Source organism: Bradyrhizobium pachyrhizi (genome assembly GCF_001189245.1).
Lineage (GTDB): Bacteria > Pseudomonadota > Alphaproteobacteria > Rhizobiales > Xanthobacteraceae > Bradyrhizobium > Bradyrhizobium pachyrhizi.
Map to the genome: position 1 here is coordinate 357,688 of NZ_LFIQ01000114.1, position 14,097 is coordinate 371,784.

The window sequence follows — 14,097 nt, forward strand, 5'->3', positions numbered from 1 at the left end:
AAGTCCTCCGCTTGCGACGTTTCTATTTGCTGTCAGGAAATTTCAACTCGTCGGTGCCGATCTCGGCGAAGTAAGGCGCGAGCATCTCCGGCGTCACCTGTTCGATCCCGGCCGGCATCCATGTCGGATTGCGATCCTTGTCGATGACGGCGGCGCGCACGCCTTCGCGGAAATCGTCGCTGGCGAACACCTCGAGCGCGGCGCGATATTCGCGCTTCAGGCACTCTTCCAGCGTCGCGGTCGCGCGCGCCAGCCGCAGCAGTTTCAGCGTCACCACCATGCCGCGCGGTGACTTCTCACCGAGCGTCTTCAGCGTGGCCTGCGCCAGGTCGGAGCCGTCGGCTGTCAGCGCGGCGACGACGTCCTCCATCCGGCCGTGTGCGAACCAGCCGTCGATTTTGGCCTGCATCGCGGCGACAGGGCCAGCCGTCTCGCTAGTCGCGAAGCCTCCGATCAGCCGATCAATCTCGGCCGAACTCGTACCCGGCGCAACCTTGGTCAGCGCCTCGCGCAGCGCCGGCAGCTTTGCGCTCGGCACCACGGCGTCGGCAAATTTGGCGTAGATTGCATCGGGACCGTTCATCGTGGTGCCGGTGAGCCCGAAATAGGTGCCGATCTCACCCGGCGAGCGCGACAGCAGATAGGTGCCGCCGACATCGGGGAAGAAGCCGAGGCCGACCTCGGGCATCGCGAGCTTGGTGCGCTCCGTCACCACGCGGTGGCGGCTATGCGCCGACAGCCCGACGCCGCCGCCCATCACGATGCCGTCCATGAAGGCGACATAGGGCTTTGGGAATTTCTTGATCCGCGCGTTGAGGATGTATTCGTCGCGCCACAGGATCTTGCCGAGATCGCCCTTGACCTTGGAGCTCTCCCAGAGCGCGCGGATGTCGCCGCCGGCGCACAGGCCGCGCTCGCCCGCGCCCTCCAGCACGATGACAGCGACATCGGGATGGGCCTCGTACGCATCGAGCGCCTTGTCGATGTCGTGGAACATCTCCAACGTCACGGCATTGATCGCCTTCGGCCGATTGAGCCGGATGATGCCGGCAGAACCTTCCTTGCGCGCGATCAGATCGCCTTCGGCTGCTGCCGCATCATTCATCGCGCGTCCTCGATCAACTTGCGCGACACGATCAGCCGCATGATTTCATTGGTGCCTTCGAGGATCTGGTGCACGCGCAGATCGCGCACGATCTTCTCGACACCGTATTCGCTGAGATAGCCGTAGCCGCCGTGCAGCTGCAACGCTTGGTTGGCGACCTCGAAGCCGACATCGGTGCCGAACCGCTTGGCCATCGCACAGAGCATGGAAGCGTCCGGATCCTTGCGGTCGAGCGCGGCGGCCGCGCGCCACAAGAAGGTGCGTGCGGCTTCCAGCTCGGTCGCCATGTCGGCGATCTTGAACTGCAGCGCCTGGAATTCGTCGAGCCGCTTGCCGAACGCCTTGCGGTCCTTCATGTAGGCCAGCGCCTTGTCGAGCGCCGCCTGCGCGCCGCCGAGCGAGCACGCCGCAATGTTGAGACGGCCGCCGTCGAGCCCGGCCATCGCGATCTTGAAGCCGATGCCCTCCTCGCCGAGCCGGTTCGCGACCGGCACGCGCGCATTCTCGAACATCACAGCGCGGGTCGGCTGCGCATTCCAACCCATCTTGCGCTCATTGTTGCCGAACGACACGCCCGGCGTCTTGCCGTCGATGACCAGCGTCGAGACGCCGCCCGGACCCTCGCCGCCGGTGCGCACCATCGCCACCAGCAGGTCGGTGCTGCCGGCGCCAGAGATGAACTGCTTCTGGCCATTGAGCACGTAGTGATCGCCGTCGCGCACCGCGCGGGTGCGCAACGCGGCCGCGTCGGAGCCGGCACCCGGCTCGGTCAGGCAGTAGCTCGCGATCAGCTCCATGGTGCAGAGCTTCGGCAGCCATGTGTGGCGCTGGGTGTCGTTGCCGTAGGCATCGATCATCCAGGACGCCATGTTGTGGATCGAGATGAAGGCCGACGTGGTCGGGCACCCCGTCGCCAGAGCCTCGAAGATCAGCGCCGCGTCGAACCGCGTCATCGCCGAGCCGCCGACATCATCCTTGATATAGATGCCGCCGATGCCGAGGCCCGCCGCCTCGCGCATCACGTCGACCGGAAAGTGCTTTGTCTCGTCCCATTCGAGCGCGTGCGGCGCGATCTTCTCCGCCGCAAACGCCCGTGCCATGTCGCGAACCGCGATCTGGTCCTCGTTGAGAGCGAACTGCATGCTTCGCCTCTCGGGACGAGTTTACTTCATCGTCGGAATCGAGAACTCCGCGCCTTCCTTGACGCCGGACGGCCAACGCGAAGTCACCGTCTTGGTCTTGGTGTAGAAGCGGATCGAGTCCGGACCGTGCTGGTTGAGATCGCCGAAACCGGACTTCTTCCAGCCGCCGAAGGTGTAATAGGCGATCGGCACCGGGATCGGCACGTTGATGCCGACCATGCCGACATTGACCTTGGCGGCGAAGTCGCGCGCGGCGTCGCCGTCGCGGGTGAAGATCGCAACACCGTTGCCGTAGTCATGGTCGGACGGCAGCGCCAGCGCCTCGTGATAGTCGTGGGCGCGCACCACCGAGAGCACCGGGCCGAAGATCTCTTCCTTGTAGATCCGCATGTCCTTGGTGACGTTGTCGAACAGCGAACCGCCGAGATAGAAGCCCTTCTCGTAGCCCTGCATCTTGAAGCCGCGGCCATCGACCGCGAGCGTCGCGCCTTCCTTGATGCCGATGTCGATGTAGCTCTTGACCTTCTCGACCGCCTCGCGGGTCACCAGCGGGCCGTAATCGGCCGACGGATCGACCGAGGTGCCGATCTTGAGCGACTCGACGCGCGGGATCAGCTTCTCCATCAGGCGGTCGGCGGTGGTCTTGCCGACCGGCACCGCGACCGAGACCGCCATGCAGCGCTCTCCGGCGGAGCCGTAGCCGGCGCCGATCAGCGCATCGACCGTCTGGTCCATGTCGGCATCCGGCATCACGATGGCGTGGTTCTTGGCGCCGCCGAAGCACTGGCAGCGCTTGCCGGTCTGCGCGGCGCGCTCGTAGATGTATTGCGCGATCGGGGTCGAGCCGACGAAGCCGATCGCCTTGATATCGGGATCGTCGAGGATGGCGTCGACCGCCTCCTTGTCGCCGTTGACGACGTTGAGGATGCCGGCCGGCAGGCCCGCCTCGATCATCAATTCGGCGAGCTTCATCGGCACGCCGGGATCGCGTTCAGACGGCTTGAGGATGAAGGCGTTGCCGCAGGCGATCGCCGGCGCGAACTTCCACATCGGGATCATCGCCGGGAAATTGAACGGCGTGATGCCGGCAACGACGCCCAGGGGTTGCCGCATCGAATAGATGTCGATGCCGGGGCCGGCGCCCTCGGTGTACTCGCCCTTCATCAGGTGCGGGATGCCGCAGGCGAACTCGGCGACCTCGAGGCCGCGCTGGATGTCGCCCTTGGCGTCGGGAACGGTCTTGCCGTGCTCGCGCGCCAGCAGCTCGGCGAGCTTGTCGTAGTCGCGCTGGACCAGCTCGAGGAACCGCATCATGACGCGGGCGCGGCGCTGCGGGTTGGTGGCGGCCCATTCCGGCTGGGCGGCCTTGGCGTTCTCGACCGCGGCGCGGAGCTCGGCCTTGGAGGCCAGCGCCACCTTGGCCTGGACCTCGCCGGTCATCGGCTCGAAGACGTCAGCCGTACGGCCCGACGTGCCCTTGACCTCCTTGCCACCGATGAAATGTCCGATTGAGCGCATGGAAAAACCTCCCTGAAGCACCTGAATCGCCGCTCCTCGCGGCGGGATCGCTTTACAAACCCTATTGACCCTGCATTTTATGGGATTCAAGTCCGATAAATTGCACCATAGATGTGCGGAAATGCTGGATCAAGGCGGCGGCACAATCGACTGGGACGACTTCCGTTTCGTGCTTGCCATCGTGCGCGGCGGGTCGGTTTCGGCTGCCGCCAAGCAGCTCGGCGTCGATCATGCCACAGTGATCCGCCGTGTCGACCGGCTGGAGCGCCACCTCTCCGCAAAACTGTTTGATCGGCGCAAGACCGGCTATCTGCTGACCGAGGCCGGCCAGCGGGTCGCCGACAGCGCGGAGGCGATGGAATCCACCATCGTCGCCAACCAGGAGGCGGTCGGCGGCTCGCGCGCCCACCTCACCGGCACGGTGCGGATCGGCGCGCCCGATGGGTTCGGCAGCCACTTCCTGGCCTCGCGGCTGGTCAAGTTCACCGAGCGGTATCCCGATCTCGATCTGCAGCTCGTCGCCACCGCGCGGCTGTTCTCGCTCTCCAAACGCGAGGCCGACATCGCGATCAGCCTGACCATGCCGAAGGAAGGCCGCATCGTCGGCCGCAAGCTCTTGGACTACACGCTCGGGCTTTATGCCGCACCCGCCTATCTCGCCCAGGCGCCGGCAATTGCCGCACGCGCCGACCTGCCGCGGCACCGCTTCGTCGGCTACATCGAGGAGCTCTTGTTCACGCCGGAGCTGGACTACCTGCCGCAGGTCTCGCCAAAGATCTCGGCGAAATTCCGCAGCGCCAATCTGATCGCGCAGCTCAACGCCACCATCGCCGGCTTCGGCATCGCCGTGCTGCCGCACTTCATGGCGACGGCCCACCCCGAGTTGCAGCCGGTGCTGCCGGACGAGGTGCGGATCTCCCGCACCTTCTGGCTCCTGATGCACGCCGACAGCAAGGATCTCGCCCGCATCCGCGCGGTGGCGGACTACATCTACGAGACGGTGGAAGCCGAGCGCGCGCTGTTCAGCGGGGTGTAGCGCTCACCGACGTTGTCAGACGGATCGGATGCCGCGCGGGTCGGCATCCCGGTTCGAGGCGACGTAATCGACCTCGCCACGCGAGATCCCGATGTCCATGAGCTCCCGGTCACTCAGGCTGCCGAGATCGGCGCGCAGCCGCTCCCATTTGCGCCATTCCTGAATTGCATCCCAAAAGCCCTTGAAGGCGCTCACGATCCGCGGCGTCGATGTGGTCGCCTGGGCTGAACGCGCTGGACTGTAGGTCGTGCTCATTGCTGCACCTCCGGGATACGTCCTTTCCACCCGGACAAGATGCCGCGGCATGCGCTTGCGCGCTTAACAGTCGGCTTACAATTTCCTCATCGGCGGCTTATTCTTGGCACACCAAGCGGTGCCACACGATCGTCCGAGGCACACCCAAGGGATTCGCGGCTTGCGCTATCTCTTCGAGGAGTACGCACTCGACACGGACCGGCGCGAGTTGCATCGCGGAACGGACATGGTTTCCGTCGCGCCGCAGGTATTCGACCTGCTCGACTTTCTGATCCGCAACAGGGACCGCGTCGTCAGCAAAGACGACGTCATCCACGCCATCTGGAATGGGCGCAGTGTGTCCGATGCAGCCTTGACCACTCGGTTAAACGCTGCGCGGAGCGCAATCGGCGACTCCGGTGAGCAGCAGCGCCTCATCAAGACACTGCCACGCAAAGGTTTCCGGTTCATCGGTGCGGTCCGGGAAGAGCGGACGACGGCAAGCGCGGCAAGGGGCGCCGAGCCGATAGAACCGCGGCAGCCTCCCCTCAAGCTCCCCGACAAGCCCTCGATTGCCGTGCTGCCCTTCCAGAACCTTAGCGCCGACCCGGAGCAGGAGTATTTCGCCGACGGCGTCGTAGAAGACATCACGATGGCCCTGTCGCGGTTTCATTGGCTGCTTGTGATCGCGCGCAATTCGAGTTTCACCTACAAGGGCCGGCCCGTCGACATCAAGCAGGTCGGCCGCGAACTCGCGGTGCGCTATGTGCTCGAAGGGAGCGTGCGCAAGGCCGGAAACCGCATTCGTATCGCCGGTCAGCTTATCGATGCTGAAACCGGCGCGCATCTCTGGGCCGACCGCCTTGACGGCGCGCTCGAAGATATCTTCGATCTACAGGACCAGGTGACGTCTACCGTGGTAGGCGCAATCGCACCCATGCTGCAGCGCGAGGAAATCAAGCGAGCCACGCGCAAGCCAACCGAAAATCTGGAGGCATATGACTATTACCTGCGCGGCTTGGCGACCGCTCGTCGGTGGACGAAGGATGCAAACAGCGAAGCGCTCCAGCTCTTCTACAAGGCGATCCAGCTCGATTCCGGTCTGGCGTGCGCCTATGGCATGGCCGGATGGTGCTACATCCAGCGTAGAGCGCGACGCTGGATGATCGATCGTGCGCAGGAAACTGCCGAAGCTACGCGGCTCGGATGGAAGGCCGTGCATCTGGGAGCAGATGACCCGGCAGCGATGTGCATGGGAGCATATGTACTCGCCTTCATAGCGCACAAATTCGATGATGCCATTGCGTTCGTGGATCGCGGACTGACGATCAATCCGAACCTGGCAATGGCTTGGAATCTCGGTGCTTGGGTCAGAGCCTTCAGAGGCGAGCCCGACCTCGTGCTTGACTACGCCGCGCGTGCCATGCGCCTGAGCCCGCTCGATCCGTCGATGTACGCCAACCACGGAGCCGTATCGTATGCGCATTTTCTCTCGGGCCACTACGATATGGCATCGTCATGGGCCGAAAAGACATTGCGCGACAATCCGAATTTCCTGCTGGCCATCTGCATGTTCGCCGCCAGCAATGCGCTCACCGGACGCCTCGAGCCGGCTCAAAAGGCCATCGCACGTGTACGCGAACGCGCTCCCAATTTGCGCATCTCCAATCTGGAAGAGCTGGCGCCATTTCGTCGAGCGGAGGATCTTGCGCGCTTTATCAAAGGCCTCCGCGAAGCAGGGCTTCCCGAATGACCGTGAATGCGCGGCTCGCCCTTGGAGCCGCCGTCGACCCGACCAATTGCGTCGGTCTCCGACGCCAAGGCCCGGTTTGAGCCAGACATCGGAACCTTACGAGTACTCGCCCTAAAGCATGATCCGGAAAAGTGCGAAGCGGTTTTCCGAAAAGATCATGCTCAAACAAAAGGCCAAAGCGCGATGACGATTCAACCTAATCTCATCGCGCTTTAGTTTACCTTCGTCTTTTTCGCCGGCGCCTTGGCCGCGGCGGCACGTCCCAGCACCGCCTCGCGGCCCGCCGACAGGATCTCGTCGGACATTTCGCCGCTTCCGGCGATACGCGACATCACGATGGTGCCCATCATGGTCGCCAGCGTCGCCGTCGCCTGCTTGCGGGCGGCCTTGCGCGGCACGTCCAGGATCTGGTCGGCCATCATGTCGATCATCTGGTCGAGCTTGAGGGCAAACGCCTTGCGGGTCTTCGGGCTCTCGCGGGCGATCTCGGCGCCGAGCGCCGGGATCGCGCAGCCCTGGCCGGGATCGTCGCGGTGCACCGCCGAAAGATAGCCGTCGATGATGGTCGAAAGCCGCTTCTCCGGCGGCGTGTCCGCGGCGACCTTGCGCCAGCGCTCGATGGCGCGGTCCATCGCGTAGCTGAAGGCCTCGATCACCAGCGCCTCGCGCGAGTCGAAATGCGCGTAGAAGCCGCCATGGGTCAGGCCGGCGTCCTTCATCAGGTCGGCGACGCCGATGCCGTGGGCGCCCCGCTCGCGCAGCCGCGTCGCGGCCTTCTTGACGATCCGCGCGTGGGTCTCCTGCTTGTGTTCTTTCGAATAGCGCATGCCGCTCTCATGGAATGTTTCTAATCATATAATAGCAGATTTGCGGCCGGAATGCTGCAGTTATTTCGCCTTGTCGGGCACTTTGGGTTCCCCGCCGAGCATCGAAAACGTCGCGGTCGCGTGCAGCGCAAGATTGCCCCTGCCGTCGCGGACGAAGCCCTCGGCGTAGCTGGTCTGGCGGCCGAGCTTGATCACCTTGCCTTCGGCGCTGATGGTGCCCGACCGTGCCGACAGCGGCCGCAGATAGGTCAGCTTGAGGTCGAGCGTCACCGAGGTCTGCCCCGCCGGCAGCATGGTCGAGATCGCGCAGCCCATCGCGGTATCGAGCAGCGCCGCGGCGGTCGCGCCGTGCAGCAGGCCGATGGTGTTTTCCAGGCTCTCATGCGGCTCGAGTTCCATCACGATGCGGCCCTCGTCGACCACCGCCATGCGGAAGCCGATCAGTTTCGCCATCGGCGGCGGCGGCAACCGGCCATCGCGGATCGCGCGCATCGCCTCGATCCCGGACATCGGCAGCGCCGCCTTCGCCACGGGTCCCGGCGCCTGCCATTCCACCACGCGGGCGCGCCGCAAATCGGGCGAATGAAGATCGATGCTTTCGGCGGCAGTCATGACGGCTCCATTTATATGATAATTATAATTCTATAGATCCGTGTCCCTCGGCGCAACCGCCGCACCCGGTCCTTGACAGAGCCATGCTTTGTCCGGGACATGGCCCAAGTCATTCCGAGGCGACGCAAGCGTCGAACCCGGAATCCCGAGATTCCGGGTCTGGTGCTTGCGCACCATCCCGGAATGACTTGTCGATCCAATCCTGCGCCGGGACTTTTTCCATGGACATGCTCAATCCCCACTGCGGCATCGCCCGCGACGACAGAGGCGTCGTCCGCCTGACCATCTGCAACGCCGGCAAGCTGAACATCGTGAGTTCCGCCGTCACCAACGGCGTGCGCGAGGGCTTTGAGCATCTGGCCGCCGATCCGAGCATCCGCGCGGTGATCCTGACCGGCGAAAGCGAGCGCAGCATGATCGGCGGCGCCGACATCAAGGAAATGGCGAGGCTCGACCAGCCATCCGCCGAAGCATTCATCAGCCGGCTGCGCGACCTCTGCGAGGCCGTGCGCAAATTCCCGGCGCCGGTGATCGCCCGCCTGCCCGGCTGGTGCCTCGGCGGCGGCCTCGAGGTCGCGGCGGCCTGCGACGTCCGCGTCGCCGCGCATGACGCGATGTTCGGCATGCCCGAGGTGCGCGTCGGCATCCCCTCGGTGATCCACGCCGCGCTGCTGCCGCGCCTGATCGGCTGGGGCCGCGCCCGCTGGCTGATGATGACCGCGGAGAACATCGACGCTCAAACCGCGCTCGCCTGGGGCCTGGTCGACACCGTGGCAAAACCCGGCGGCCTCGACCAAGCCGTCGAGCACACCGTCAAGGCGCTGCTGGAATGCGGCCCCGAGGCGCTACGGATCCAGAAGGATCTGCTGCGGCAATGGGAAGAGCTGCCGCTGACCGAGTCGGTGAACCTCAGCGTCGGCGTGTTCGGAAAGTCGTTCCAGACCGGCGAGCCGCAGCGGCTGCTGCAGGGGTTTTTGGATCGGAAGCGGTAGCCGCCAGCGCTCAGCTCGAGACAGGGATTTCGATCAACACCAGCGTGCCGCGGCCCGGTTCGCTCTCCAGCGCGATCCGGCCGCTGAGCGACGACACGACGGTGTTAAAGGCGATGTGCAGGCCGAGGCCGATATTGCCCCGCTCCCGCCCGGTGGTGAAGAACGGATCGAACACGCGGGCTTGCAAATCCTCGCGGATGCCGACGCCTTGGTCGGCGCAGGCGATCCGCGCCAGCGCCTGATCCGGCTGCGTCACCGTCATGGTGAAGCGTCCGCCGCGGCCGTCGGGATAAGCGTGCGCCGCGGCGTTGAACGCCAGATTGCTGATCACCTGCGCCAGCGCGCCGGGATAGCTGCTCAGAACGATGCCTTGCGGGCAATCGAGTTCGACGATCAATCCCTGCCGGGACAGCAGCGGCCCGAGCTTCGCGATCAGCTCGGACAGCCATCCGCCGAGCTCGAATGTATGGCGCTCCTCGTCGGCGTGGTGGATGGCGACCTGCTTGAAGCTGTGCACCATCTCGGATGCCCGATGCAGGTTTTCCGAGGTCAGTCGAAGGCCGTTCTCGATCCGTGCAATGCCCCTTGTCAGGTCGGAGCGCCGGACGGCTGCGCCCTTCAGCGCCTCGCCCATCGCGCGAAGGTCCGCCTCCATGGTCGTTGATGTGGTCAGCGCCAGGCCAAGCGGCGTGCTGACCTCATGTGCGACACCGGCGACGAGCTGCCCGAGCGAGGCCAGCTTCTCGGCCTGCACGAGCTGCGATTGCGTTGCGTGCAAATCGCGCAACGAGGCTTCCGAGCGCTCCTTTTCACGTTTCAGCGCCTGCGCCGTCCGGAACTGCTGGCGCGCGCGGAACTCGCGGGCGGCGACGGCGTAAAGCGACAATGCATAGGCATTGATGACGAGGGAATGATTGATGAAGCGCAAGCCCGGCGGCAACGCCGGCCCGAGTGATTCAGCGATGCATAGCGCAATCCATGTCGTGAGACAGAACACGGCTAGCGGCCCGATCCGGAGCGGCAGCATGGTCGAGACGAACAGGATCACCATCATCACGCCGGGTGCCGCATAGGTGAATCCCGAGGGCAGCACGAGGTAGACGCTCGGCAGCACGCAGCCTGGAACGACGCAATAGACGAGGAAGATCGTCTCGGCCCACGGCTTCATCGCGGGCACCGAGAGCAAGGCGGTGAGCGGCAGCAGGACCAGCACGGCGACCCCGCCGCGGATCGCCAGCGTGGTCGCCACGACGTCAGGATAGAGCACCCAATCCCAGAACGCATATCCGGCATAGGTAAAGGCGCCGAGCAGCATCGCGACCTGTGTCCAGCCGATATTGCCCCGCACGTACTGGTCTACAAATCGGCGCTCCTCGACGATGTCGTCGAATCGCAGTCCAAGGCGGGTCAAAAGACGGAGCATTACAATATCAAACGAAAAAGGCCTGGCACTGGAACTTGGCACTGCAAATGGAGCGTCGAAAATGATCTACGACAGCTTGCCCGCGCTGTCGCGTCCTTTTGGCGCATCGGCGACCGCGGCGCGGCATCGCGCCGCGCCCCTCACCGGGCGTTGGCCGGGGCGTGGGTCGGCCAGAGGTCGGCGCGCCAGTGCAGCGCGATCGCCAGCATGGCGATGAAGCCGGCGGCGGCGAGCAGCGTGCCGGTCGCGGTGTAGCCGATCAGGTCGATCAGGCTGCCGGCAGCGAGCAGCCCGAGCGGCAGGCCGTAGATCACCATCATGCGCACGCCCATGACGCGACCGCGCAGATGCGCGCTGGCGTTGCGCATCAGCATCACGGCGGCCGAGATCATCGACATGCTCTGCGCGATGCCGGCGAGCAGCAGGCAGGCCATCGCGACCGGCATGGTCCGGAGCTCGACGAACACCAGGAGCATGGCGTACCAGGCGAGCGTCGCGCCGATCAGAAGCCGCGCGATGCGTACCCCGCCGGCCATGCTGAGCGTGATCGAGCCGATCAGCGAGCCCACCGCAAAGCTTGCCGAGAGATAGCCGAGCCCGGTCTGGTCGGTAAGGAAGATGTCGCGCGCGACATAGGGCAACAGGCCGTTGGTCAGTGGAAACGCGGTGAGGTTGGCCAGGAACGCGACGCAGAGCGCGGCGCGCATGCCCGGGCCGCTCCAGGCATAGACGATGCCCTCCTTGAGGTCGCGCAGCAGCTTTGAACCCGGCGCGTCGCCGGCCGCGAGATCGGTCGTGCCATGCGACTTGGGGCGGCTCATGCAGAGCATCAGGATGGCGGCGACGAAATAGAAGCCGGCGATCCCGACGTAGACATAGCCGATGCCGAGCGCCGCGAACAATCCGGCCCCGGTCAGGGCTCCTGCGATGCGCGCCGAGTCCTGCGTGGTGCGCGCCAGGCTGATGGCGCCCACCAGCTGCTCCGGCGGCATGATGTCGGCGAGCAGCGCGCCGCGCACCCCGAGATCCGACGGGCGGATCACGCCCATGATCGCGACGATGATCATGACGTTGAGCGGGGCGAGATGCCCGGTCAGCGCTAGCGTCATGATGGTGCCGGCGAGCGCCGTATAGGCAAAGCGCATCACGGCCAAGAGATCGCGGTGCCCCATGCGGTCGCCGATCATGCCGACGACCGGCGCGACCAGCGTGCCGACATATTGCAGCGACGCCAGCACGGTCAACAGCAGCACCGAGCCGGTCTCGACCATGATGTACCAGCCGAGCACCAGCGTCTCGACCTCGAACGCCCACGAGGTGAGCAGATCGGACGGCCATTGAAAGCGATAGCTGCGGATGCGAAATGGCGCGAGCGCGGAGGTCCGCGTGGTCCCGCTCAAGACGCGATGACGCGTGTCACGGCGTGTCCTGCCCTTTTTCCTTGTTCTTCTGGGTCTTGGTTCTTGGTCGTGCTTGCGGCGCTTTGAATCTGTCTTGAGTCGCTTGGGAAAATGCCCTGTTCCGGCAGCGTAGCGCCGAGGCGATTGGTGTCAATCGAAGCCGCCGCATGCGGCCATGCACGATGGTATCCGCGGCGACGGGATAGCGCAGCCTCGCGAAGCGCAGGCCTACACCGGCGGCACGGCGCGCCGCAGCATGAAATGGGTGGGTATGAAAGCGAGCAGCGGCAGGCCGATCATCAGGCCGGCCAGCCACACCAGCGGCGGCACGAAGCCTTGCGCCGCCCTGTCGCTTGTGCCGAAGACGTAGTTGATGTTGACCGGAGTCGTGCCCGGGTCCGGCCGCGGTCCCGGCATCACAAAGTAGCAGATCAGCAGCAGCGCCCATGCCAGCACGCTCCAGGCGATCAGCGCGCGCTGGTCATAGCCGAGCCGCCAGACCAGGAATAGCAGCAGGAACGGCAGCCAGCCGTGGAAGCCCGACAGGAACCGCAGGAACAGCGACAGGTTCTGGTCGAACATGTAGTCCGTCATTCCGGTGAGCGAGTAGCCGGCGACATGGGCGAGAAAGTCGATCACCCAAAATGTTTGCGGCACAAGGAGTCCGACGGCGCACATCGAAATCAACAGCGCGCTCTCGGTCCAGATCCCGATCAAGGTGAGGATCAGGCAGACGTCGCAGAAATACAGAAAGTTGGTCGGCCCGTACCAGTAGGTGTACACCGGCACCAGGACGGCCATGAAGGCGCTGAAGCCGATCTTGACGGAGAGCGGAATGCGGGCGGACGGCTGCTCGACGGCGATCACGGACATTGCGGTGGGACTTTCCATTGCACAATCCGCCAGCCCTAGCGCCGGCTCGGTAAACAGACCCGTATTCCGCAACCTTGAATTGATCGGCGTTCGGAATTCGGTTAACGCCAACTCAGCGGTGCCGGTACAGTTTTAGCTGCCCGCGCGCGCGATGATCGTGCTAGCATGCCTGTTCCGAAGCCGCGGAGGACGACATGAACGCCTTCGAAGTTTTCGCGATCTACCTGGCGCCCTTTGTGATCATCGCGATCGCAATCCGGCTGCTGATGCGGCGTTATGCCGTCGACCTGCCGGACGTCCAGAAACAAGCGGGCTCCGCGCCGAAGCGACGATTTCTGCTCGGCGCCTGGCGGTCGGATTAGATCAGCCGCGCGAGCGAATGGATCGACGCCGACGCTCCATCAAACCGGTGAAATCGGTGAAGACGTGACTGGACCGGCCGCAATCCGCACGTCCTTGTAGGCCGAGCGGATGGCACCGAGCACCGCTTCATCAGAGGACGTGACCTCGTAGAACGTGCTGTCGACCGCACGGATCATGATCCATGTGTCGTCCTGTTCCGGGAGAGTGCCGACGAACTGCCCCCAGATCACCTGGGATGCTTCGCGCGCGGCTTTCGAAAGCGCTGCACCGCTGACCACCGTCCCCTTGGCTGCGAACGCCTCGAGCTGATGCTCCCCGGCGACCATGAATTCATCAAGGGCGCGGCCAAGCACCGGATGATGCAGCACGACCGGCGAAACCATCCAGCTGGCCTGAAGAGAGCGCGGAGCGAGCAGATCAATCAGATCGCGAAGATCAAGCGCCAGGGCTCCGTTGCAATCGTCATGGATACGAAGCGTAGTCATGGGCGCTCCTGGATCAATGCAACGCCTTCTAGACCGGCTTGCCTCTTCAAGCGCTTAGGAGCTTGCATCAATTCGTCGGATTGTTGGTAACCAACTTCGCGCCGATCTCTCAACTCGTCATTGCGGGGCGAGCGAAGCGAGAGCCCGGATTCCATCAGAGCAAATAATCCGTCGCGAAATGGATTCCCCGTTCGCGCCGGAGCGGCGAAGCGAGATGCAAAGCTCGGACAGATCATGTCGCGAGAATGCGGACGTGGGACTCACAAGAGGCGCCAAACACTCGGTGTCGTCCCTGCGAAAGCAGGGGACCCATAACCACAGGGCGTTGTCGTTA

14 protein-coding genes are annotated in these 14,097 nt (G+C 64.5%); 4 read left to right on the top strand and 10 right to left on the bottom strand.

What is annotated here, in order from left to right; translation table 11 throughout:
- Positions 1-22 precede the first annotated feature (22 nt).
- From AKL29_RS30825 to AKL29_RS30835, 3 genes are read right to left on the bottom strand one after another with little or no spacing between them, the layout of a single operon-like run.
- Entirely contained in the window at positions 23-1,105 is a 1,083-nt protein-coding gene (locus AKL29_RS30825; RefSeq protein ID WP_050386737.1) for an enoyl-CoA hydratase/isomerase family protein, read from the bottom strand.
- Positions 1,102-2,247: an isobutyryl-CoA dehydrogenase gene (locus tag AKL29_RS30830; RefSeq protein ID WP_050386738.1), complete on the bottom strand. Its 1,146-nt coding sequence runs from the start codon at positions 2,245-2,247 to the stop codon at positions 1,102-1,104. The genes AKL29_RS30825 and AKL29_RS30830 overlap by 4 nt, the downstream gene beginning before the upstream one ends.
- A 21-nt stretch (positions 2,248-2,268) precedes the next feature.
- Positions 2,269-3,765, bottom strand: a complete 1,497-nt coding sequence (locus AKL29_RS30835) for a CoA-acylating methylmalonate-semialdehyde dehydrogenase (RefSeq protein WP_028335020.1) — start codon at positions 3,763-3,765, stop codon at positions 2,269-2,271.
- A gap of 121 nt (positions 3,766-3,886) precedes the next feature.
- Here AKL29_RS30835 and AKL29_RS30840 point away from each other — a divergent pair, with 121 nt between their 5' ends.
- Positions 3,887-4,801 carry a LysR family transcriptional regulator gene (locus AKL29_RS30840; RefSeq protein ID WP_028335019.1) on the top strand — a complete coding sequence of 305 codons (915 nt, stop codon included), beginning with the start codon at positions 3,887-3,889 and terminating at the stop codon, positions 4,799-4,801.
- A gap of 15 nt (positions 4,802-4,816) precedes the next feature.
- Here AKL29_RS30840 and AKL29_RS30845 read toward each other — a convergent pair whose 3' ends face one another.
- Positions 4,817-5,056 (bottom strand): DUF1127 domain-containing protein, encoded by a 240-nt coding sequence (locus AKL29_RS30845; RefSeq protein ID WP_050386739.1) that lies wholly within the window; start codon positions 5,054-5,056, stop codon positions 4,817-4,819.
- 160 nt (positions 5,057-5,216) lie between these two features.
- Between AKL29_RS30845 and AKL29_RS30850 the strand changes: the two genes are divergently transcribed.
- A complete protein-coding gene (locus AKL29_RS30850; protein ID WP_050386740.1) occupies positions 5,217-6,788 on the top strand; it encodes a winged helix-turn-helix domain-containing tetratricopeptide repeat protein in 1,572 nt (523 codons plus the stop codon).
- Positions 6,789-7,000: 212 nt separating this feature from the next.
- Here the strand turns inward: AKL29_RS30850 and AKL29_RS30855 are convergent, their stop codons facing one another.
- Together AKL29_RS30855 and AKL29_RS30860 are read right to left on the bottom strand one after the other, a co-directional pair.
- Positions 7,001-7,615: a TetR/AcrR family transcriptional regulator gene (locus AKL29_RS30855; protein ID WP_028335016.1), complete on the bottom strand. Its 615-nt coding sequence runs from the start codon at positions 7,613-7,615 to the stop codon at positions 7,001-7,003.
- A gap of 60 nt (positions 7,616-7,675) precedes the next feature.
- Positions 7,676-8,227: a PaaI family thioesterase gene (locus AKL29_RS30860; protein WP_050386741.1), complete on the bottom strand. Its 552-nt coding sequence runs from the start codon at positions 8,225-8,227 to the stop codon at positions 7,676-7,678.
- 221 nt (positions 8,228-8,448) lie between these two features.
- Here AKL29_RS30860 and AKL29_RS30865 point away from each other — a divergent pair, with 221 nt between their 5' ends.
- On the top strand, positions 8,449-9,219 hold the full coding sequence (locus tag AKL29_RS30865) for an enoyl-CoA hydratase (RefSeq protein WP_050386742.1): 771 nt from the start codon (positions 8,449-8,451) through the stop codon (positions 9,217-9,219).
- Positions 9,220-9,229: 10 nt separating this feature from the next.
- Here the strand turns inward: AKL29_RS30865 and AKL29_RS30870 are convergent, their stop codons facing one another.
- From AKL29_RS30870 to AKL29_RS30880, 3 genes are all read right to left on the bottom strand, one after another.
- Positions 9,230-10,642: a sensor histidine kinase gene (locus AKL29_RS30870; RefSeq protein WP_050386743.1), complete on the bottom strand. Its 1,413-nt coding sequence runs from the start codon at positions 10,640-10,642 to the stop codon at positions 9,230-9,232.
- A gap of 140 nt (positions 10,643-10,782) precedes the next feature.
- Positions 10,783-12,042: an MFS transporter gene (locus AKL29_RS30875; protein ID WP_050386744.1), complete on the bottom strand. Its 1,260-nt coding sequence runs from the start codon at positions 12,040-12,042 to the stop codon at positions 10,783-10,785.
- A gap of 228 nt (positions 12,043-12,270) precedes the next feature.
- The gene (locus AKL29_RS30880; protein WP_244482507.1) at positions 12,271-12,933 is read right to left on the bottom strand and encodes a hypothetical protein; all 663 of its coding nucleotides are present in this window, start codon (positions 12,931-12,933) and stop codon (positions 12,271-12,273) included.
- A 176-nt stretch (positions 12,934-13,109) separates the two neighbouring features.
- On the opposite strand from AKL29_RS30880, the gene AKL29_RS43490 reads away from it, so the two are divergent.
- Positions 13,110-13,277, top strand: a complete 168-nt coding sequence (locus AKL29_RS43490) for a hypothetical protein (RefSeq protein ID WP_167350436.1) — start codon at positions 13,110-13,112, stop codon at positions 13,275-13,277.
- 39 nt (positions 13,278-13,316) lie between these two features.
- Here AKL29_RS43490 and AKL29_RS30885 read toward each other — a convergent pair whose 3' ends face one another.
- Complete coding sequence (locus AKL29_RS30885) at positions 13,317-13,763, bottom strand: hypothetical protein (protein ID WP_050386746.1); 447 nt, start codon at positions 13,761-13,763, stop codon at positions 13,317-13,319.
- Between the last annotated feature and the right edge of the window lie 334 nt (positions 13,764-14,097).

Excerpts from the sequence above, each read along its gene's own strand:
- AKL29_RS30825 (WP_050386737.1), bottom strand. The coding sequence starts at position 1,105 with ATGAATGATGCGGCAGCAGCCGAAGGCGATCTGATCGCGCGCAAGGAA.
- AKL29_RS30830 (WP_050386738.1), bottom strand. The coding sequence starts at position 2,247 with ATGCAGTTCGCTCTCAACGAGGACCAGATCGCGGTTCGCGACATGGCA.
- AKL29_RS30835 (WP_028335020.1), bottom strand. The coding sequence starts at position 3,765 with ATGCGCTCAATCGGACATTTCATCGGTGGCAAGGAGGTCAAGGGCACG.
- AKL29_RS30840 (WP_028335019.1), top strand. The coding sequence starts at position 3,887 with ATGCTGGATCAAGGCGGCGGCACAATCGACTGGGACGACTTCCGTTTC.
- AKL29_RS30845 (WP_050386739.1), bottom strand. The coding sequence starts at position 5,056 with ATGAGCACGACCTACAGTCCAGCGCGTTCAGCCCAGGCGACCACATCG.
- AKL29_RS30855 (WP_028335016.1), bottom strand. The coding sequence starts at position 7,615 with ATGCGCTATTCGAAAGAACACAAGCAGGAGACCCACGCGCGGATCGTC.
- AKL29_RS30860 (WP_050386741.1), bottom strand. The coding sequence starts at position 8,227 with ATGACTGCCGCCGAAAGCATCGATCTTCATTCGCCCGATTTGCGGCGC.
- AKL29_RS30865 (WP_050386742.1), top strand. The coding sequence starts at position 8,449 with ATGGACATGCTCAATCCCCACTGCGGCATCGCCCGCGACGACAGAGGC.
- AKL29_RS30870 (WP_050386743.1), bottom strand. The coding sequence starts at position 10,642 with ATGCTCCGTCTTTTGACCCGCCTTGGACTGCGATTCGACGACATCGTC.
- AKL29_RS30880 (WP_244482507.1), bottom strand. The coding sequence starts at position 12,933 with ATGGAAAGTCCCACCGCAATGTCCGTGATCGCCGTCGAGCAGCCGTCC.
- AKL29_RS43490 (WP_167350436.1), top strand. The coding sequence starts at position 13,110 with ATGAACGCCTTCGAAGTTTTCGCGATCTACCTGGCGCCCTTTGTGATC.
- AKL29_RS30885 (WP_050386746.1), bottom strand. The coding sequence starts at position 13,763 with ATGACTACGCTTCGTATCCATGACGATTGCAACGGAGCCCTGGCGCTT.